This window comes from Moorena sp. SIO4G3, assembly GCF_010692305.1.
GTDB classification, from domain to species: domain Bacteria; phylum Cyanobacteriota; class Cyanobacteriia; order Cyanobacteriales; family Coleofasciculaceae; genus Moorena; species Moorena producens_A.
The window spans coordinates 1-20,360 of the sequence record NZ_JAAHIG010000028.1; the positions used below are offsets into that span (position 1 = coordinate 1).

The following is a 20,360-nucleotide window of genomic DNA, read 5'->3' on the forward strand; positions in this document are numbered from 1 at the left end:
TGCAGCCATTAATAGTCTGCCTGAGTAAAAAGATGTCTCGTGTTGCCCGAGAAATCAATTGGTTAACGGTTTCATTATCGCAGCTAATGTGAGTTACCTGTTTATACCATTCCTGGTTTTGGAGTAATGTGAGGTGGTATCAGCTTTCCTTCTCGATCTACATCTACTACTTGATAATCTAACTGAGAACGTGCTTGAGCTATTTCTGTATTTTTTGGAGCTATAAATGGTCGGTCATGATCTAGGAATGAACGAATATGTAATACTTTTTCTGGTTCTATTCCTTGTGCTTTCAATTGCTCTAATAATTTTTCTGGTGCTCCTATATCTCCTGGAATGACTAGATGGGGAATATCTACTAAATTTTTATCTGTGACATCTAATGCTTCTTGATTGTAGTCTACTCCTACCATGATGATAGGATACTCTGTTAATACTTTTCCCCTAGCAGAGAATTGTTTGATGATTTTATATATTCGTTTCAGTAGCGTTCCATCCCCACAACCCATGTCTACTATATAGCTTGGTTGCTCTTCTATTGGCTGTTGGTTAAATATAGATATGATGATTTTATCTGTATCGGCAAAAAACTTTTCGTGTTGAAAGCCACTTGCTACTACATTTAATGTTCTATTTACGTGTCTTTCTTTTTCAGTCTTATTTCTTTGAAATACTCTCTGAGGATTTCCAAATAGTAATTCTTTCATCTGTAACAACATAGGAGCATAAGACGCTGTTGTTCCTAAGTTTAAGGATCTGTCACGCATAAATCTACCTATATCTGTTAAATATAGCCCTTCTGTTTTTTCTTCTGCCCATCCTAAATTGATGAATAATGTTGATAGTTCTTGTTTAAGGGAATTTGTTAATGTGTTAAATATTTTTTTTGATTCATCCAGTAAGTTTTGTTTTTCCAGTTCTAGTAGCAGGGGGATGAGTAATACTCCATCTAATAAATCACTTAGTAATGAGTTTTCTGTATCCCATCTTCGAGATGAACAATTAATCCAATTGCTGATTCCTGTTTCTACTTCTCCTTTTAAATATAACTCAAATGGATATTTATATAAGCTCATCAGAGCTTTAGGGATGATTTGATGTTGTTGACTTTGTTCTGTCAATATGTATTCTTCTGCTTGAGAGCGATATAGGAATGATAATGACTCTAGGAGTCGCATAGCTACCATTAGATGTCCACTATTTGCTGCTAAATGCTCTACTATTTCTTCTAATTTTAGTGATTTCTGTGATAGTAACTCGAATACCCCTGCTTCTGAACAAGCACAAATCACTGGTACAGCTACAAACCCATGAGCATAACGATTTATTTTATCTAGCATTGATTTAATTTTATTTTAGAGCTGATTTATAAAGTAGGCATTCCTGAATTATGGGATGAATCTGATTGGAACCGGAACATCCTGGAAATGTAGGTAATAGTCGATCAACAACCGAATAGCATGCTTTATCATGTCCAGAGATATGGTTGAAAATTATCCGTGAGGGAATATTCATTAACCTCATTTTTTAACAGCCAACCTAGGGATTGCATCATTCTTAATGCCACTTGCCGATGACCTGTATTTGCCCCTAGAGTATTAGCTATTTGCCGGTGGGTTATTCTCTTTTCTTTTATTAAGTCAAATAATCCCTTTTCTCTACAGGCTAAGATTACAGGAATATAAACAAACCCATATTGATAACGATTAATTAACTCCAGCATTTTTTTTATACCAATTATTTATTATATTTTTTGCTTTTAATACCACTTCTGATCTGGAGACCCGCAGGCAGTTTCCATTAAACTAAGCCAGTGAGTCACTCCACTGATTCGTCTCCAGAACCGTACGTGACAATGCACGTATCATACGGCTCCTCATTACAGTACAATCCTTGACAGTGGCTCCTCTAAAACGGATTTTCATCTAATTCGTTAGAACTAAGTTTCTCTATTACCTCTACACTGCTCTATAAAACTGATACAAAGCGTCACCTAACGTGACCATCTAATCATGTTTAATTACTGCTGACCCTGAGACCGTCGGCGGTTACTCACCCACAGGAATTAAAGTCAAGACAACCGTATTTTTGGCTCCTTATAATTGGGTTTAAATCTCGATATTCCACAAATCCAAACTCCAGTTAAAACACCATCTGCTCCTGGGTGTTGAACCATCATCTTTTTCTGTTTGTTATTAAGTTTGAGCTTTGTTGTGATGGATCTCATCTGTGTGTTTTGAGAGTAGACTAGCATACTATAGCAAGTCTTATACCCATGAGGTACAACTCTCTGGGTTCTAGGGAGCGGGGAGCGGGGAGCGGGGAGCGGGGAGCGGGGAGCCGGGAGCGGGGAGCCGGGAGCCGGGAGCCGGGAGCCGGGAGCCAGGATAAGGGAAGAGGGCAAAAATAATGTGTACCTCATAGCTATGACAAACACTATCTATAGATAGGCTGCTTAATAACTTTTGGTATCTTATCGTTATTCTTTGATAAAGTCAACACTTTTTTTTTTTTGTACGAAAATAGTTATAAAGTATACAGGACAAGGAATATAGCTCTAATTTTTCGTAAAAAACACTCCTAGTCATTAAGATTAAGTTTCATGAATTATTGTATTCAATCAATAACTTGATGGCTAATTTTTACCAGGGTAAGCTCATCTAATTTAGGGAAAAAGGTACTTGACAAAAGTATCAAAATAGTATCCTTTATAGCTAGCAGGGAACAAAGCTTGTAACATATAGCAATCCTAAATCATTTCTAAAATCACTGGAATTGTTAAAAAATAGCTGCAAATAGGGTATAACGTGCCTTCTGGCTTCTGCATCCTGCCTTAAAGCAGCCGATCTGAGGGGGTGACAACCAAGCCAGAAGCCTTATGGATTAGCAATTAGAGCGACTTGTGGTAAAAAAATAATGCTGACGGGGTGACAAGGAAGCTAGAAGGTAGACTGAATCAGAGTCATAGCTCTTTAGTTGCCAAATCAAATCCCACTACTTGTTTGGTTTTAGTAATTTTTATACCTCGCCGTAGGCGACGCTTTCGGCAAAGCCCGAAAGCGAACGAAGATAAAAAGCTATTCCTGGCTTTAACCCTAACTGTTGTAACTGAGTTCAAATTTGGCTTTCTTGTTCAATGAAATGATTCTTTTTGGCTCTTCCGTACTTGTTATGTTAAATTAACACTTTGAGGAAGGGAGCAGGGATCACGGAGCAGTGGAAAGAGGCAGTATTTAGAAATACTTGTTAATTAAATAGCCTCAGAACCCTGTCAGCCATGCAAAGCGCGAGTGGGGGAAACCACGGCAGTCGCTCATGGGGGAGACCACGGCAGTCGCTCATGGGGGAGACCACGGAGTCGCTCATGGTTTGAAGTTACCGTAAGACAGGGCTCCCGTCAGGCAATAAACAACACCATGTATACCCTTTATGCACGGGGTTACGCCCAAATTTACGAGTGGAGCCCCCTTCAACCAACTGACATTCCTGGGGAATTCATGACGGTAATGACCAAGTACTTAATGCTGGGTTAAGGGCTTAAATTTTGGGGGGGTTTCCCCCCCTGGCCAAAAGCCAATCACATCGGAGCACGTCCGGATGGGTTTACAAAGTTGAGACATAAGTAACAATTCCTAGCCGTGGAAAGGATTTCTGCGGCTATTTTTTTTGGTTATTATTTTTTAGGGAACAGGGAACAGGGAATAGGGAATAGGGAATAGGGAATAGGGAATAGGGAATAGGGAATAGGGAGCAGGGAGCAGAGAATAAAAATTATCAAAATTTATTTAGGTAATCTAGATCTCTTGATAGCCTTTCTCGCAGTTATGAGGTATAGTCTTCTTTGACGTTGATTCCCTGTCTTGATGCAGCGCATCCCTATTCCCTATTCCTTCTTCTCTGTTCCCTATTCCCTGTTCCCTGTTCCCTGTTCCCGATTCCCGATTCCCGATTCCCGATTCCCGACTATAACAACGTTTAAAAATGAAAAAATACATCACTACGTTATTGCTGTTGCTAACATTATCCTTTGCCTTTGCTCCTCCGGCTGTTGCTTTCTCCTACTGCCGCACTAAAAATAACAACCGGATTTGCATCCTTAGCATTAAGCGGAGTGCTAAGTATCCATGGGAATATCGAGCAGCAGTTAGTGTTAATGGCGTTGGTACTCCTATAGAAATATATAATTGTCGCAATCGCATTAGAGTTAAGAAAAACCGCACTGTTGTGCCATTTCAAGACAATGGTCCAGGAGAACTTATCTGTAGTATTTTAAAAAAATAGTATAAGAAAGGGAACAGGGAACAGGGAATAGGGATAATAGACCCGGTGGGTGGAACGGGCATCTTGCCCGTGGTGCGTTACGGGGCGGACTATCGCAACGGTGGTTACGAGGCGGAAAATGAGGGCAAGTCCGCCCCTAACACACCCTACGCACTAAATTCTAAATGATAGCTAATCAAAATTGCAATTTATATCTAACTTGTACCTCGTTAAACACGTAGTCGTAACTCAATTCAACTGAGGAAGTTTGTCCCAAATCATAAACGGCATCGAAGGTTGGGTAAACCTGTAAATCAGCTAATCCGATGGATCTCCCGACATTACTGACTCTTTCTTCAACGGTGAATAAAATATTTTTGATAATTGGTCCAACAACATACTTAGTAATCACTAACTCAGCAATTTCTCGTTGATTGCTGTTAGCGATAGTCTCAACTTGGGTAATAAAACTGTTACCGAGCAGAGCGATAATTCCACTTTCAGTGCGGGGAGGAGTACTGGATAAGGTTACGATGGGAGAAAATAGAAACGCTTTTTCCTCACTATTAGCTATAGCTTCGCCATAAACACATTCAGCAAGCTGTTGGAATTGTTGCCGAGACAAGATGGTTGTTTTTGAACCAAGTTTAGCTAGTCCCCTATCTTGTCCACTACTGGTAATTTGCTGATCAGCACAATAATCTTTCTCTCCTCCTAGGGCAAGGATTTGACTAGTTTGACCTTTGATGGCGAGGGTTATCTTCACTTGGTCGGGTCGAGAAGACTGCAGCACATTCTCAAGGATTTCGTTATCAATCCGTCTTTGACGTAAGGCACCAGAAGGCTCAAAGGCTATGGTGATAAACTTAAGATCTAAATTGGGATTGAGTAATCCCTGTTCTGGTACAAATACAATGGTGTTATTGTGCCGCCTGTCTGAAACAAATTCGGTTTCTAATACATCAACTTCCCAACGTCGTAGCGTAATTGTTCCCAATCCTTGTAAGTTTTGGAGATTGCCATTGATAGGACCGTTGAGGGTTAAATCACCAGCTAGTCGAATATGAGCACACGGACCGGCTTCGGCCAGGGCGTCCACCTCGCGGGCGAGTTCCTGCGGCCGCGCGATGCCGCCTTCGGCTTCGCGCCGAGCCTCGGTTCNTTAAAACTGAATAACTTTCAAAGAACATTGCTAGCTAAACATGCTGGTACAGCTAGACATGCTTATAATTGGGGATTAGCTTTATGTAAACAAATTTTAGAACACAACAAAAATAATCCATCAGACAAAATCAAATTTCCCACAGATATAGAATTACATAAATGGCTTAATAGATTAGTAAAGCCAAATAATACGTGGTACTATGATGTCTCAAAGTGTGCCCCACAACAAGCATTACGGGATTTAAGGAAAGCATTTAGAGATTTCTTTAATAAAAAATTAATCAATGGGAAGCCAGTAGGATTTCCAAGGTTCAAAAAGAAATATAAGCACGATAGTTTTTACTTAGATGGAAGATTTAAGGTAGACCACTTTAAAATAAAAGTACCTGTAATTGGTGAATTAAAAACTTATGAAAGATTACCGCAAGGAATAAAAGTAAAAAATGTCACAATTTCTCGTCAGGCGGATAGATGGTTTATTTCCTTCAAGATTGAGGAAGAAATTAAGTTTTCAACCAAAAAGAAAGATGTTGTCGGAGTAGATTTAGGAGTAAAAGCGTTAGCAACATTATCAACGGGAGAAGTAAGAGAAGGAGCAAAATCTTACAGAAGATTTGAATCGAAATTATCTAGGATGCAAAGATTGAACCGTAATAAAATCAAAGGTTCTAAGAATTATAAAAAGGCTCAATGTCAAATAGCTAGGCTACATAAAAAAGTAGCTAATATCCGTAAAGATACGTTACATAACTTGACTACATATCTAGCCAAAAACCACGGCAAGATAGTAATAGAAGATTTAAATGTATCAGGAATGTTAGCCAATCATAAACTGGCTAAAGCTATTGGTGATCTGGGTTTTTATGAATTTAGGAGACAATTGGAATATAAATGTGAATTGTATGGCTCAGAATTAATAATAGCTGACCGTTGGTTCCCTAGTAGTAAAACTTGTTCTAATTGTGGATGTAAGAAAGAAACTTTATCGTTATCAGAACGAGTATATCATTGTGACAACTGTGGAGTTTCTCTAGATAGAGATTTAAATGCAGCTAAAAATTTAGCAGCTTTGGCGGTGAGTTCCACCGTGTCTGCCTGTGGAGTGGAGAGTGCCGACACGCCATGATGAAGCAGGAAGTAAACAGATTATCCGATATTTTATAGATAATCATAAGTTTTACAGAGCGGAAGCATTATCCATGGATGTTGATTCATCCACACCCGGTTCAATGGGATAGTCTTCAACACTATCAACAGCATCAGGCAATTCTGTTTCTAATAATCGCAAGCGGGGATACCAACTCGCCAACAGGGTGATTAACAAACTCATACTGCCTAATAGGATGAGCAAAAGTCCCATACCACGACCGACCCCTGTGCCAATGACAGTCCCAATTCGGTTAGCCCAAAGACTATCTGAGATCATCCAGGGTTCAAAGACTTTTTCAGCTAACGGTCCGACAATCAAGAAACCGGCAGGCACGGCGATCGCATCTAATGCTAACTTCAAAGAAAATACCCGACCTTGGATGTTGAGGTCAACCTTATTTTGGAAAATAGTTTGACAGAAGGTGTAAAGCACTGGGCGAATCAGGGTAAATAGGGTAATACTAATGGTAAAAACAACCAGAGACGAAGACCAACCGGCAAACACGAGCAAAATTCCATTCACGAGCATACAGCCATAAATCACCCTCATGTAGCGCTTTGGTCCTCCCCAAAACCCGATCGCCAAGCTACCAATTATGGTACCTGCCCCAAAACAGGACAGAATACGGCCTAAAATATCATGGGAAGCCACTGTAATCACTAAAGGAGTTGTGATGACATTAATCGAACCCATTTGAAAAAAGATGAAGCTGGAAATCAGCATTACTCCCAGTAAACCCGGATATGCCATGAGATACTTGAGACCGAAGAACATATCTGCGATGTAAGAACTTTCAGTGGTTTTGTCCTCTATTTTTAGATTAGGAAAAGCAATGACCAACAGGGGCAAAATTCCAATCACAAGGCAAACCAGCTGTAAAAATAACACGCCTTGGACGTGAATCCAGTCGAGAAATACTGCTCCGAGAAGCGGCCCCAAAACTGTCGCCATACCGTTTAAAAAACTCATTAAACCATTGGCTTGACCCCGATGTTGTTTTGACACGAGCAAGCTAATGGAAGCAAACAGGGCTGTGGTTTGAAAAGCGGCACAAGTCGCTTCAAGGGCGTTAAAAACATAGACATGCCAGGGTTCTAGCTGACTATATAGCACGAATAAACCTAGAGCAAAAATCCCTAACGTAGCACACAGATCGCTAATGACCATAATCCAACGGCGGTTCCAGCGGTCTGTTACAATTCCAACCACAGGAGCGAGCAACACGAAGGGAAGGGTGGCAAAAACACTAATCAAAGCAAATTGAATGGCAGATTCTGTGTACTCATAAACCCAAACATTCATGGAAAAGCGGGTTATAGCAGATCCAGTAGCAGCAAAAAGTTGCCCTCCCCAAATAAACAGGAATAATCGCATGTCCTGGATCACTTTGAGAAAGGAGGATTGTTCTGATGAGATATTATTCATCAAAGTTCAAATAGGGATAGGCTGCAATTTCACAGCTAATCAAGCTGTTTCTGTTCTTTGAGTTTGGCTTCAAATCCTTGATTGTAATACTCGTGGGTAAGAATAGGGGGATATTTGGGCTTTTCGTTAGGGGCTAAATAGGATTCGAGACAAGTAATTTCAGCATTTTCATTGGGGGCAGGGAATAACCCAAAGGAGTATCTTTCCCGAGTGGTGTTTCGTGCTGTAGCTAGGGAGACGCGATGCATAGTTCCTGGATATTTATCATTAGTCCAGCGGGACATGATGTTTCCCAATACAATTAACGGAGTATTCTGAATCGGTTGTACGGCAACCCAGTCTCCAGTTTGAGTATAGACTTCTAGCCCACCCACTTCATCCTGAAACAAGAAGCTAAGGCTGCCATAATCAATGTGTTCAGTGTTACGCATCGGCACAGATTCTTGGGTTGGGGCAAGCGGTGGATAGTGGTGTAAAAGCATACTATCATTACGCTGGGAATGAAGATCTTTAAAGTAATTTTGGGGAGCATCCAGGGCGATCGCCAAAGCCAAAAATATGTTATCCATTGTGTCTTGAAAGTTTCCATAGGCTTGGGAAAGAGAGTTACAAAACTCTGGGTGTTCCTCAAAGATTCTGCACTCCTACACTTGGGCTTTGTAAATTCTCTTGAGTTATACTTAGTTTTTCACTGGTAATCTTCCCGTCCGCCCGCTTAACGATATAGCCATGATATGACCCATCTGGGGGAATCAGTAATTGTTCTTTTTCCGATGAGGGCAGAGCAAAAAAATATTTGCATAGGGTAAATACTTGTGCTACTGCTGTGAGGGAAACCGCAGTATTACTTAGATAAAAGCATCCTACATGCTGCATTGCTCGCTCCAGCTTGGCAGCAACTGCTTTCTGGCTACTAGAATCCCCTGTTAGAAAGGGTTGAAAATCGATAACTGGAATCGAATTTGAGGCGTTCGCGGCAGAGCATTCATTTGCTACTAAGTTCATGGTCAGAGGTTCCTTAAGCTTGAGATAGTTTCCATTGGTGTAGGTTCCAAAGGGTATGTTGTCACCCAGAGTGTTTGCTCTGTTGAATGCGATCGCTCTTTATCCTATAGGAATATGCAGAACTTGAACAGCCCGCCTCAGAGTTTTTTCTGCCCTCGTATCATACCGTGTAGTTCTAGCAGGGTCTTTATGTACAGCGAGTTTTTGGAGCGAGTAGGGTCGAAGGGCGTGTTGCCACAACCGCACTCCCTTCCGAACCGTGCGTCGGACCTGGTTGACTTACAAAACTCTGAAATGGCTTACTGGTACGTTGGGATTTTGAACTCTAACTAAGGACGCAAATAATATCACAATTAATGGACAAATAAAAGACAAATTATCAATTCCCACAACACTAACTATTGCCAATCCCTTGACCTCCTAACCAACCCGTTGTCCAAGCACTCTGAAAATTAAATCCCCCGGTAATTCCATCAATATCGAGAATTTCCCCAGCAAAGTAAAGACCTGGACATTGGCGGCTTTCCATAGTCTTGAAATTCACTTCTTTGAGACTAACACCACCACAAGTAACAAACTCTTCCTTAAAAACCCCTTTACCTTGAATCAAATACCTTCCCTGAGTCAGTTCTTGAACTAACTGATGTACGGTTTTTTTGGATAACTCAGCCCAACGGTTTTCTGATCCCACTCCGACACTAGTAACTAAACTCACCCAAAGGCGCTTTGGGATAGGAATGGGACAACTAGTAGTAATGAAGCGTCGAGGTAACTGGGATTTAACATCCAGGAGTAATTTACGCAATCGGTCTGGGTTGTAATCAGGAAGCCAATTCACCAACAAGGGCATTTGATAATGGTGTTCATGCAACACTCTCGCCCCCCAAGCAGAAAGCTTGAGTACCACTGGACCACTTAAACCCCAGTGGGTAATGAGCAATGGTCCGGTTTGTTCCTTCAAAGTTTTACCAGCATCGGGTAATTTGAGACAGACCTGTTTAACACTCACCCCAGCTAAATCCTGTAAACGGGAGTCTGGAATATTAAAGGTGAATAGAGAGGGCACGGGGGTTTCGATGGTATGACCTAAGGCTTTTGCCCAACGGTAGCCTAGGGGATTGCTACCAGTAGCAATCAAAACGCGATCGCATTTTATAGTCTCACCATTCCTCAACCCAATTTCAAATCCTCCTGGGGTCTGGTGTGGGGTGTCAGGAGTCGGGTTTTGGGAAGATTGCCGAGAGATCCACTTAACCGGATTACTGGTGCGAAGCTTCACCCCTGCCCTCTTAGCCACTTGTAAGAGACAATCAACAATAGTTTCCGAACTATCAGTAATGGGAAACATCCTGCCATCTGCTTCAGTTTTCAGCTCAACACCGTGAGCACCAAACCAAGCAATGGTATCCTTCGGTTGAAAACGGGTGTAAGCCCCTCGCAATGCTTTGCTTCCCCTCGGGTAAGCTTGTACCAATTGGGCTGGATCAAAACAAGCATGAGTAACATTACACCGTCCACCACCAGAGATGCGCACTTTTGATAATGGATGGCGTGAGGCTTCTAGCAGAGTGACATTGGTATGGGGATGAGTAGTTGCACAGGTAATTGCCCCAAAAAAACCAGCGGCTCCACCACCAATGACTACGACATTGAGATTTTGTGAATTATCCAACTGGCTGAACTATCAATATATAATTTTTCCAATAGGTTAGGTAGATAAGTTGAGAATTTTAGGGAATCGGGAATCGGGAATCGGGAATCGGGAATCGGGAATCGGGAATTGGGAATCGGGAATCGGGAATTGGGAATCGGGAATCGGGAACAGGGAAAAAATCTTGTTTACCTTATTAATATGAGAACCGATAATTACCCTGTCTTGATGCAGTCGCTCATGGGGGAAACCCCCAAGACCGCGCTGCATCGCTTAATAAAAATCTCCCCATCTCCCCATCTCCCCATCTCCCCATCTCCCCATCTCCCCATACTTCCATCTGTTTACCTTTTGCCTTCAAATCCTAAGATCGTCCTGGCAAATAGTACTTAAAGTCCCTTGAGCCTTTATAGTCAGTGACATTAGCCAATTCTTCTAGAGTTTGGACACCAGGGAGCAATTCGCCATTAATTTGCCAAGTAGGATAGGATTTTATTCCAGCAGCGATACAAGCTTCTGTCTGAGCATTTTTGCCATCACGAGCACACTCTATATAATTTATTTGAGAGAATGCCTGTTTTCCAAACAGTTGCTTCTGCTCATAGCAGTGGGGACACCAGTAAGCTCCGTATTTCTTAGCACCAACCTCAGTCAAATGACGCGCCAGATCAATTTCCGATTGACCAGAGCTTGTGTTAACTTTCCAGCCACCAATGGCTGCGTTTGGCGCACCAGAGGCTGTGGGAATTGGACCACCATTGTCTGCTGATGTAGCCACGGATTCCCCAACATTAGCATAAACGCCTAAGGTACCTACCAAGGTGATCATGCCCACGATCAGACCGATAAAGAAAATTTGACCAATATCTTCCCAACTGCGACCCACAAGGGTTAGGACTAGCAGGCTAATGGCAAATAATGCTGAAGTGATGCAGTATATACAGAGTGCTTGGATCTCAAATGCCAGCAAGTACATCAAGTAGCTACTGAAAACTGTCATAGCTGCTGCACCTGCCAACAGCAGTAACCAAGTCCAATTTTCTAGTTTTGAGCGAAGTCCTTTCTTTGGGTCTCCCTTTACTAACAAGGGAGCCAAGGCAAATGTAGCCATACTGGTGTATGCCAAGAAACCAAACAAGGTTAGTGGCAGACCAAATATACTAGCATAAGGGCTGGAAAGGACATCATTACAGCTAGAAGCATTAGCTGCACCCGCGCTGCAAACTGCAGTACCACCTGTCAGTTTAACCACAGTCAGATAAGCAGTTAACAGGGCACCCACGACAGCGATCGCAGCAATCAGCTGACGGGACCAACGATAAATCCAGGGGGCAGAACGCCTGCGACTTACACTCATAATCTAGATAATGAGGAATAGGGGTTGCTTGAAATTTCTAACTACTACGTTATCAAGTCAAACAACCAATAGACAGAAATCAAGTTAAGATACTGTTGAAAGCCAACCTTCAACCTTGGCCTTTGGCCACGCGTGCGCGTTCAACCTTCAACCTTGGCCTTTGGCCACGCGTGCGCGTTCAACCTTCAAACAATTGGTTTTTGTTCTTGTTTAGCAGACACACTACTGCGTACTGCTTCCACAAATTGACTGACCCGAATCGGGTCAATAGGTTGATCAATTTGTCCACGACGCTTGAGGGAACTAGAGACAATTACCCCATCAGCATATTGCATCAGGGTGGAAATATTTTCCCAATTAGCCCCACTGCCAATAAACACTGGTTTGCCCTTAGCCGCCGCCGAGGCTAACACCAGGTCTTGGGGATTAGTAGGAGTACCGGTTCCCCAGCCAGAGAGAATCACACCATCAGCTAACCCCCGCTCTATGGTTTCTTGTACAGCTATGGTGATATTCGGTGACTCCAAAGGTTGTCCATGTTTGACTAGAACATCAGCAAGAATCTTAACATCACTACCCAGTGCCCGACGGTAGCGCAAGAGTGTATGAGCCTGTCCCTCAATTAACCCTTGGTCTGTTGCCATAATCCCAGTCAGAACATTAACGCGGATAAATTTAGCCCCTACACAAGTAGCAATTGCCAAAGCACTATGAGCATCATTGCGTAAAATGTTGATCCCTATTGGTATAGGAACCAGGTTCATAAGTCGCTCGACTATGATCGTCATGGTACTTACTACTGCTGGATCGACCTGGTTTTTGGTAAATGGGGCGTCGAAAAAATTCTCAACAATCACCCCATCCACTCCACCAGAGCCTAAGGCGGTGACCTCTTGCTCGGCTCGGTCAATGACAGCTTGCAGGCTACCCCCCCAGCGCGGGGAAGTAGGGAGTGGCAGCAAATGCACAACTCCTATGATCGGATTCGGTGTCTGGAAAATTTGCTCTAAGTTCACAATCGTGGGATATTTGGAAGCCCCATCTCATCAGGGAGCGGGGAGGAAAAGCTACAGATAGAGGGAACCAGCGCCCCCTGTAGAAAACTTGGGAATTGAGAGTAGGGTCGGATGCCTTGTCTTGATCCAGTCGCTCATGGGGGAAACCCCCGCATGAAGGCGCTGCATCGCTTTCTGGCATCGGTCTACCACTGGCATTAATGGTAAAGCTATGGTGCTTACCCTTTTGATTACACCTGGGATTTAGTTCTCCCGGTTGCTAAAACCAGTTGCTAAAACCAATTGTATCGGTCAGTGCTATCCCCAAAGCAAGCACCTTAATTCCTGAAGACGATTTCTAGTGGTGGTAGGTTAACAGAGGTGAGCCCTAAAACGACTACATCTGTTTTGAATGCCTACTGATTCTGGCTCAAGGGTAAAGTAGGATTATATATAGTACCAGTAGATTGTACCTTTGTCCTGTCAACTTTCAGCTTTCCGAGCTGCTTGTGGTTAAGAGCCCAGATCAGCACTACTCGATTTAATCCCTGTAGGAGCTCAGCCCCCCGCTCCCCCATAGAGGGAGCTTACCAACACGAGCCCGTTGGAGTCACGATCCCCGCGATTCTCCTTTGGAGACACTACGTGAACCCATGGTTTTCTGTGAGGGATATTTTTAGATTTCCTCATATTTTTTTGAATATTTTAATAAAATTTAATTTAGAATGAGTTTATAGGTTTTCATAGTGAAATCAACATGGAACATCAGTACTAGTAAATTAGGAGAGCAGATATAGGAGTTGAGCACATCACTTACACACTAAGCTCAATCACACCAAGCTCAATCACACCAAGCTTAATCAATGGTGTAAGGTTCTGCTAAAGGTCAGTAGGTTATGTGACTAAGCGGTAGTATAATAAAATAAGATGATTAATGAATGGGCAAAAAGCCAACTGTAGCAATATCTCACTTGGGCTGCGAGAAAAATCGCATTGATACCGAACATATGCTGGGTCTGCTGGTTCAGGCAGGATACCAGGTTGATGCCAATGACGAATTAGCTGACTATGTTATTGTAAATACCTGTAGTTTTATAGAAGAAGCGCGGCGAGAATCAGTCCGCACGTTGGTAGAACTGGCGGAAGCCAATCAAAAAATTGTGATCACGGGCTGTATGGCTCAACACTTCCAAAGCCAACTATTGGAAGAGTTGCCAGAGGCAGTGGCAGTGGTGGGAACCGGGGACTACCATAAAATAGTAGATGTAATCCAAAGAGTAGAAACAGGCGATCGCGTTCAAGAGGTTTCTACTGAACCAACCTACATTGCTGACGAAACAACGCCACGCTACCGAACAACTTCTGAAGGGGTTGCTTACCTGCGGGTGGCAGAAGGGTGTGATTACCGCTGTTCCTTCTGTATCATTCCCCACCTCCGGGGAAAGCAGCGATCGCGTACCATAGAATCCATTGTTGCGGAAGCTGAGCAGTTGGCATGTCAAGGGGTTCAAGAGCTGATTTTAATTTCCCAAATCACCACCAACTATGGTTTAGACATATACGGCGAACCGAAACTGGCAGAACTGTTGAGAGCATTAGGTGAAGTAGACATCCCCTGGATTCGGATCCACTACGCCTATCCCACGGGTTTAACCCCATCCGTAATAAAAGCCATTCACGAAACTCATAATGTTCTTCCTTATCTCGATTTGCCTCTACAGCACTCCCATCCAGAAATCCTCCGCTCCATGAACCGTCCTTGGCAGGGACGAGTAAATGACGCTATAATCACGCAACTAAAAACTGCACTTCCTGATGCAGTGTTGCGAACCACCTTTATTGTCGGGTTTCCCGGCGAGACAGAGCAGCACTTTGAACACTTGCTGGAATTTGTCCAGCATCATGAATTTGACCATGTTGGAGTGTTTACCTTTTCTGCGGAGGAGGGAACAGCAGCATACAAATTGCCTAATCAGTTGCCCCAAGGGGTGATGGATGCCAGACGGGATGCCCTGATGGCAGTTCAACAACCGATTTCCTTGAAAAAAAATCAAAACTGTCTGGGCAAGATAGTTGATGTTCTCATAGAACAAGAAAATCCCTTAACGGGTGAATTAATTGGTCGCAGTGCCAGGTTTGCCCCTGAGGTGGATGGATTGGTCTACGTTCAAGGTGATGCCTCTTTAGGAACCATAGTATCAGTAGAAATTACTGATTGTGATTTCTACGACTTGTATGGTTCTGTAGTACTACCTCCGTAAACAAGCCACAGGCTTTAACTAGGGGCTGGTAACTAGGGGCTGGAATTAAAAACTCCTCCACTAGGGGAAGTAATCTGGTCAATCGTAAACCAGACATGATCCTTGGTCTTTTAGATTATGGAGCTTTTCACAAGGCCTCTAGCCTTATCAAAAGCAGGTGTCTGTCGCCCATAGTAATGGCACACTAAAGCGCACACTAAACGGCAGCGTAAACGGCACACTTAAAAGACCTGCTTAGGGGGTAAAAACTAGCTGAGCGGTGCATCAATTCAGCTTTGAGGGTCAAATTTGGGATGATTTAACCCACCCCAATCAAACGGGCAATACCTAGCTAAGGAGCCACCCTCAACCTGACAAGCGATGCAGCGCGGTCTTGGGGGTTTCCCCCATGAGCGACTGCATCAAGACACTGTGTCTAGGGCATTAACCATTGCGTCTGTAAGACGTGTTCTAGTGGGATGAACCTAATCTCAAGCTTTTAGACACACTAAATAGGTCGCAACAGACCCCAGCTGATGGTGAAGCGCGATGCAGCCCCGACCTGAGGGGGTTTAAGCCAAAGCGCGACTGCCTATGGGACAAGGTGCAACTTAGGAGTTGATGCCTATCAACAGGTGCGACCCGTGGCGAATTTAATTCGCCAAGGTCAAGCGCACCTAACCAAATGGGTGGAAACTAAACCGCTTTCTACTCACTCATGTAATCTCATCATAGGTTTGTCAAGGCAAAAGCCATGGTGAGTCAAACCTGATTGCTCACTGTCTTTATAGCCATGACAGTGTTTCCTCACAGGTTCAACTACTAACTTTCTGACTTACCAGAAAAAAACCACAACTAACCAACAAAAAATCGAAAAATAACTTATGACCGTTTCTTTCCAAAGCCTGGGATTGTCTGAAACTTGTGTAAGCCAACTCGAAAAAATCGGCTTCACTACACCTACTACTATCCAAGCCCAAGCTATTCCTGAACTGCTCAATGGCCATGATGTACTCGGTATGTCTCAAACCGGTACTGGCAAAACAGCAGCGTTTTCCCTACCAATGCTAGATCGCATTGACTTGGACAAGCGAACCGTACAAGCCTTAATTCTAACCCCAACCCGAGAGTTAGCCCAGCAAGTTAACCAAGCGATTCGGGACTTCAGTGACGACCGTCGATTGCATATACTAACCGTCTGCGGTGGTCAGTCCATTGAGCGGCAAATTCGGATGCTCTACAAAGGCGCTCAGATTGTGGTAGGAACTCCCGGACGGGTGATTGACTTGCTAGACCGGGGAGACCTTAAGCTGGAAAACCTGAGCTGGGTGGTACTCGATGAAGCGGATGAAATGTTAAGCATGGGCTTTATCGATGATGTTAAGAAAATCCTGCAACAGACTCCCGAAGAGCGTCAGACTACTTGCTTCTCAGCAACTATGCCCCGGCCAATTCAGGACCTAGTCAGCAAATTCCTGAAATCCCCCGTCACTGTTAAAGTTCAGCAATCGAAAGCAGCACCAGCGCGCATTGAACAGCGAGTTTACATGGTACCCCGTGGCTGCTCCAAAATCAGGGCTCTCCATCCGATTCTGGAACTGGAAGACCCAGAAGCTTCAATCATTTTTGTGCGAACACGAAAAGCTGCTGCTGAACTAACCAACCAATTACAAGCGGCTGGTCACAGTGTGGATGAGTACCACGGTGATTTGAGTCAGAGTCAGCGGGAGCGGTTATTGTATCGGTTCCGGAAAAATCAAGTGCGTTGGGTAGTAGCAACCGATATTGCTGCCCGTGGTCTAGATGTGGATCATCTGACCCATGTGATCAATTTTGACCTACCAGATCAAGTAGAAAGCTATATTCACCGCATTGGTCGTACCGGTCGTGCTGGTAAGACAGGAACAGCAATTACCCTGATTCAACCTTTTGAACGCCGTAAACTCTACCAGATTGAGCGCAAGGTGCGCCAACGGTTGGAAGTTACCCGGATTCCGACCCGCTCACAAATTGAAGCCCGGCGCTTAGAAAGACTGCAGGCAGAGTTACGGGAAGCTTTATCAGGGGAACGGATGGCTTCTTTCTTGCCAGTTGTACGGGAATTGGAAGAAGAATATGATGCTCATGCGATCGCAGCGGCAGCATTGCAATTGTTCTATGACAAAACTCAACCCCCCATTAGTGACGATATCGAAGAACGAATGGTGGAACGTCCCAAACTGCGGCTTAACACAGACAAACGCCATCGGACAGAAAAACCCAGAAAGCCTGTGATTCAGAATCAGTCAAGATAAGATAGACAAAGATGAAGTGTAAAGGATGAAGGCGTATTGGATGAAGTAGCAAAATATACTAGTTGCCTCGTCAAGCAACAACAATCAATGGAAAGGTTGACAAATCATAACCTTCATGCTTCATACTTCATGCTTCATACTTCACACTTCACACTTGATACTTCACCCTTAATACTTCCCTAACCAAACGTGGCTTCAAGTCTGTCTGTTTCTGATTCCTCTACTGTGAGTGGTGGCATTTCTACTTCGCTCAACTGGCCTGGCTTAGTTGAGGCTTACCGTCCTTATTTGCCAGTCACTGACTCCACACCAGTGGTAACCTTACTAGAAGGTAATACTCCTCTAATTCCTGTCCCCACTATTGCCAAAATTATTGGCAGAGGAGTAAAGGTACTGGTGAAATATGACGGTCTCAATCCTACCGGTAGTTTTAAAGACCGGGGCATGACCATGGCGATTTCAAAAGCTAAGGAAGCAGGAGACCAAGCAGTAATCTGTGCTAGTACCGGAAATACCTCGGCATCAGCAGCAGCCTACGCTCGTCGGGGGGGAATGCGGGCATTTGTAATTGTTCCTGATGGTTATGTGGCTCTGGGGAAATTAGCCCAAGCGTTGGTATATGGAGCAACAGTAATCGCCATTAAGGGAAATTTTGATGACTGCTTGAAAATTGTCCAGGAAATGGCATCAAAGTATCCCGTGACCTTGGTCAATTCCCTCAATCCTTATCGCTTAGAAGGTCAAAAGACAGCTGCGTTTGAGATAGTGGACAACTTAGGTGATGCTCCTGATTGGCTGTGCATACCAGTGGGCAATGCTGGCAATATTTGTGCCTACTGGATGGGATTTTGCGAATACCATCAGCAGGGGAAATGCGATCGCTTACCCCAAATGATGGGATTTCAAGCATATGGAGCATCTCCGATTGTCGCTGGCAAAGTCCTAGAGCATCCCGAAACCATTGCAACGGCAATTCGGGTGGGCAACCCGGCTAGCTGGAAAAAAGCGATCGCGGCCCAAGAAGCTAGTAAAGGGGCATTTAATAGCGTTACCGATCAAGAAATTTTAGATGCCTATCGGTTATTGGCATCCCAAGAAGGCATTTTTTGTGAACCAGCGAGCGCTACATCAGTCGCTGGTTTGTTGAAAGTAAAAGACCAGGTACCAACAGGAGCAACCGTGGTTTGTGTACTGACAGGTAATGGTCTCAAAGATCCAGATACTGCAATCGAACACAGCAAAAACCCATTAACAGAAGGGATTGAGCCCACAACTGCTGCTGTGGCAGAGGTGATGGGGTTAAAGCCGAAAGAGGCTTAGCGCCGTCGTACCTCATCCACCACATGATGAATCCCATCTATGATCAACGAAGGCTGATCGAAATACATCAGATGACCACTCTGTTCCGAAATAATGTGCTGACTACTCGAAGATAGAGTAGCAAGTTCAGCCTGGAGTTCTTGCCAGACGGCTCTTTCTTGTCGCATATAATCTGCTGTAAAGCCACGGGGTAACTGATCCACACTGACGGGCTTTGCAGCTGTTAGCACCACTAACGGGCGATCGCCTAAAGATGGGGTTGTTTGAGCCCGGTTTAGGTTTCGATCGAACAGTTGTGCTTCAGCTTCCACAGCAAGGTTCGATTGAGGGGCAAAGGCTTTGAGCTGGGGCAGCATTTCTGGGGGAATCCGTCCAGCGTTGGGATTGGGCAAATGATGCAATAAGCGCAAGACTCCCATAGCGGCCAATTGCCTGTTCAGCCATGACTTGACCGGGGAGGGTTTGAGATTAACTGGGGCAGGAGGAAAACGCTCTTCCTGTTCTGGGTGAGCTGAATCCACCAATACCATGCCTACTACTTCATCAGGGTAAAGCTCTGCAAATACTCTAATATAAATACCACCCATGGATAGCCCTGCTAACACATAGGGCGGCTTGATACCTGCCTGGTCTAAAGCTCTATGTAGGTCTTGAGCAATTTGGTCTGCTGTAGGAGGATGGGGGCTAGGTTCGCTCCACATTATGCCTGGGCGGTCGTAGGCGCAAACCCGCGTAAACTCCGCTACCTGAGGCTGTACTTTGCCCCAACCCAGAGAGCCCATCGTCGTTAGCCCATCCTCTAAGATAACCGTTACATCCCCTTCACCCATGCAATGGAGGTGAAGTTTGCGCCCCCCCACATCTACCAAATTCCCTGGTGGTGGGTATTTAATGGGTAAGTAGATTCTTGACCAACGCTCATAGAGGAAAAGCCCTAGCAGTAGGATGCTCACTGCCAGCAGAACACCTAGGAAAATCCATTTAAGCCGAAATATCATCGTATTAAACTGACCACGGAAACAGCAACTCTATCCCTGATTGGGATACTCTTCTAACACTACCGATGATACCGACTTTAGTAGGACTTATATGGCCTATATGGCTTCTAGCTCTGCTAGTAGAATTATTCTAATATAATATTTTTAGGATATTATTGCTAGTATAACTTTTGCGATCGCAAACAGAGATAATCATGTGTTATGGTTTGCTGCGAATCGGGTGACGATTTACTCTAGCTTGATTACATTTCATTTTCAAACACTATCGCCATCAAATTCCTTATGCAACTAGAAGAGTATTTCAACTTTTTGGCTCCTGATGACATTCGGATTAAAGGTCATCGGATTGGGATTGAAACTGTGTTGTACGAGTATCTATTTAAGCGATGCAGCGCCTTCATGCGGGGGTTTCCCCCACTCGCGCTTTGCATGGCTGACAAGGACGCACTGCTGAAGAAATTGCCAAAATCTACTCAACTCTGACCTTGGAAGAGGTCTATG

At 43.9% G+C, this 20,360-nt stretch carries 19 protein-coding genes and 1 pseudogene; 8 read left to right on the forward strand and 12 right to left on the reverse strand.

All coding sequences use genetic code 11. From position 1 onward, the window contains the following. Positions 1-101: 101 nt before the first annotated feature. Together F6J99_RS07590 and F6J99_RS07595 are read right to left on the reverse strand one after the other, a co-directional pair. A complete protein-coding gene (locus F6J99_RS07590) occupies positions 102-1,340 on the reverse strand; it encodes a hypothetical protein (RefSeq protein WP_293112402.1) in 1,239 nt (412 codons plus the stop codon). Positions 1,341-1,468: 128 nt separating this feature from the next. After that, a complete protein-coding gene (locus F6J99_RS07595) occupies positions 1,469-1,723 on the reverse strand; it encodes a hypothetical protein (protein WP_293112403.1) in 255 nt (84 codons plus the stop codon). A 1,567-nt stretch (positions 1,724-3,290) separates the two neighbouring features. On the opposite strand from F6J99_RS07595, the gene F6J99_RS07600 reads away from it, so the two are divergent. The 3 genes from F6J99_RS07600 to F6J99_RS07610 all read left to right on the forward strand — a co-directional run bounded on the left by F6J99_RS07600 (position 3,291) and on the right by F6J99_RS07610 (position 4,281). Then, a complete protein-coding gene (locus F6J99_RS07600; protein WP_293112404.1) occupies positions 3,291-3,533 on the forward strand; it encodes a hypothetical protein in 243 nt (80 codons plus the stop codon). Positions 3,534-3,841: 308 nt separating this feature from the next. Further along, positions 3,842-3,979: a hypothetical protein gene (locus tag F6J99_RS07605; protein WP_293112405.1), complete on the forward strand. Its 138-nt coding sequence runs from the start codon at positions 3,842-3,844 to the stop codon at positions 3,977-3,979. A 2-nt stretch (positions 3,980-3,981) separates the two neighbouring features. After that, positions 3,982-4,281 carry a hypothetical protein gene (locus F6J99_RS07610; protein ID WP_293112406.1) on the forward strand — a complete coding sequence of 100 codons (300 nt, stop codon included), beginning with the start codon at positions 3,982-3,984 and terminating at the stop codon, positions 4,279-4,281. 175 nt (positions 4,282-4,456) lie between these two features. Here the strand turns inward: F6J99_RS07610 and F6J99_RS07615 are convergent, their stop codons facing one another. Continuing rightward, the gene (locus F6J99_RS07615) at positions 4,457-5,359 is read right to left on the reverse strand and encodes a hypothetical protein (protein ID WP_293112407.1); all 903 of its coding nucleotides are present in this window, start codon (positions 5,357-5,359) and stop codon (positions 4,457-4,459) included. Between the two features lie 69 nt (positions 5,360-5,428). Between F6J99_RS07615 and F6J99_RS07620 the strand changes: the two genes are divergently transcribed. After that, positions 5,429-6,550 carry an RNA-guided endonuclease TnpB family protein gene (locus F6J99_RS07620; RefSeq protein WP_293112428.1) on the forward strand — a complete coding sequence of 374 codons (1,122 nt, stop codon included), beginning with the start codon at positions 5,429-5,431 and terminating at the stop codon, positions 6,548-6,550. 51 nt (positions 6,551-6,601) lie between these two features. Here F6J99_RS07620 and F6J99_RS07625 read toward each other — a convergent pair whose 3' ends face one another. The 8 genes from F6J99_RS07625 to F6J99_RS07660 form a co-directional block, all read right to left on the reverse strand. Then, a complete protein-coding gene (locus F6J99_RS07625; RefSeq protein WP_293112408.1) occupies positions 6,602-7,999 on the reverse strand; it encodes an MFS transporter in 1,398 nt (465 codons plus the stop codon). Between the two features lie 35 nt (positions 8,000-8,034). Beyond that, positions 8,035-8,568 carry a 2OG-Fe(II) oxygenase family protein gene (locus F6J99_RS07630; protein WP_293112409.1) on the reverse strand — a complete coding sequence of 178 codons (534 nt, stop codon included), beginning with the start codon at positions 8,566-8,568 and terminating at the stop codon, positions 8,035-8,037. 58 nt (positions 8,569-8,626) lie between these two features. Then, positions 8,627-9,004 (reverse strand): 2-oxoglutarate and iron-dependent oxygenase domain-containing protein, encoded by a 378-nt coding sequence (locus F6J99_RS07635; protein ID WP_293112410.1) that lies wholly within the window; start codon positions 9,002-9,004, stop codon positions 8,627-8,629. A gap of 394 nt (positions 9,005-9,398) precedes the next feature. Continuing rightward, a complete protein-coding gene (locus tag F6J99_RS07640) occupies positions 9,399-10,676 on the reverse strand; it encodes an NAD(P)/FAD-dependent oxidoreductase (RefSeq protein ID WP_293112411.1) in 1,278 nt (425 codons plus the stop codon). Between the two features lie 36 nt (positions 10,677-10,712). Beyond that, on the reverse strand, positions 10,713-10,925 hold the full coding sequence (locus F6J99_RS07645) for a hypothetical protein (RefSeq protein ID WP_293112412.1): 213 nt from the start codon (positions 10,923-10,925) through the stop codon (positions 10,713-10,715). Between the two features lie 94 nt (positions 10,926-11,019). Then, on the reverse strand, positions 11,020-12,012 hold the full coding sequence (locus F6J99_RS07650; RefSeq protein ID WP_293112413.1) for a vitamin K epoxide reductase family protein: 993 nt from the start codon (positions 12,010-12,012) through the stop codon (positions 11,020-11,022). Positions 12,013-12,197: 185 nt separating this feature from the next. After that, entirely contained in the window at positions 12,198-13,028 is an 831-nt protein-coding gene (gene btpA, locus F6J99_RS07655) for a photosystem I biogenesis protein BtpA (protein WP_070393211.1), read from the reverse strand. Then, the gene (locus tag F6J99_RS07660) at positions 12,937-13,209 is read right to left on the reverse strand and encodes a hypothetical protein (RefSeq protein WP_293112430.1); all 273 of its coding nucleotides are present in this window, start codon (positions 13,207-13,209) and stop codon (positions 12,937-12,939) included. The genes btpA and F6J99_RS07660 overlap by 92 nt, the downstream gene beginning before the upstream one ends. Before the next feature lie 736 nt (positions 13,210-13,945). On the opposite strand from F6J99_RS07660, the gene rimO reads away from it, so the two are divergent. The 3 genes from rimO (at position 13,946) to thrC (ending at position 18,861) form a co-directional block, all read left to right on the forward strand. Further along, positions 13,946-15,268: a 30S ribosomal protein S12 methylthiotransferase RimO gene (gene rimO / locus F6J99_RS07665; protein ID WP_293112414.1), complete on the forward strand. Its 1,323-nt coding sequence runs from the start codon at positions 13,946-13,948 to the stop codon at positions 15,266-15,268. 863 nt (positions 15,269-16,131) lie between these two features. Further along, positions 16,132-17,541 carry a DEAD/DEAH box helicase gene (locus F6J99_RS07670; RefSeq protein ID WP_293112415.1) on the forward strand — a complete coding sequence of 470 codons (1,410 nt, stop codon included), beginning with the start codon at positions 16,132-16,134 and terminating at the stop codon, positions 17,539-17,541. 225 nt (positions 17,542-17,766) lie between these two features. Beyond that, the gene (gene thrC / locus F6J99_RS07675; RefSeq protein ID WP_293112429.1) at positions 17,767-18,861 is read left to right on the forward strand and encodes a threonine synthase; all 1,095 of its coding nucleotides are present in this window, start codon (positions 17,767-17,769) and stop codon (positions 18,859-18,861) included. Here the strand turns inward: thrC and F6J99_RS07680 are convergent. After that, entirely contained in the window at positions 18,858-19,859 is a 1,002-nt protein-coding gene (locus F6J99_RS07680; protein ID WP_293112416.1) for an alpha/beta hydrolase, read from the reverse strand. The genes thrC and F6J99_RS07680 overlap by 4 nt on opposite strands. 282 nt (positions 19,860-20,141) lie before the next feature. Between F6J99_RS07680 and F6J99_RS07685 the strand changes: the two are divergent. After that, positions 20,142-20,359 (forward strand): annotated as a pseudogene (locus F6J99_RS07685) (hypothetical protein); the annotation flags it as partial. Between the last annotated feature and the right edge of the window lies 1 nt (position 20,360).